The sequence below is a fragment of the Komagataeibacter intermedius TF2 genome (assembly GCF_000964425.1).
GTDB classification, from domain to species: domain Bacteria; phylum Pseudomonadota; class Alphaproteobacteria; order Acetobacterales; family Acetobacteraceae; genus Komagataeibacter; species Komagataeibacter intermedius.
Genome location: NZ_BANF01000611.1, coordinates 1 through 326, shown reverse-complemented (window position 1 = coordinate 326; position 326 = coordinate 1). Strand labels below are relative to the sequence as shown.

Below are 326 nucleotides of genomic sequence, written 5' to 3'. Positions count from 1 at the left end.
GTTGCTTTCGAGGCGGGTAAGCCCCTTGAGATTGTCGAGATCGACGTAGCGCCTCCTCGTGCGGGTGAGGTGCTCGTGCAGATCACACATACGGGTGTCTGCCACACCGATGCGTTTACTCTGTCAGGGGATGATCCCGAAGGACTGTTCCCGGTCGTTTTGGGTCACGAAGGCGCGGGAATTGTGATCGAGGTCGGGGAAGGGGTGACCAGCGTTGCCCCCGGCGACCACGTCATTCCGCTTTACACGGCTGAATGTGGTGAATGTCTGTTCTGTAAGTCTGGAAAAACCAATCTCTGCATTTCAGTGCGCGCCACACAGGGTAA

General features: G+C 57.1%; 1 protein-coding gene. It reads left to right on the top strand.

The features are described 5' to 3' along the window. Positions 1-326, top strand: a 326-nt coding sequence (locus B7449_RS18790; RefSeq protein ID WP_048884067.1) for an alcohol dehydrogenase catalytic domain-containing protein, incomplete at both ends; no start/stop codon positions are given.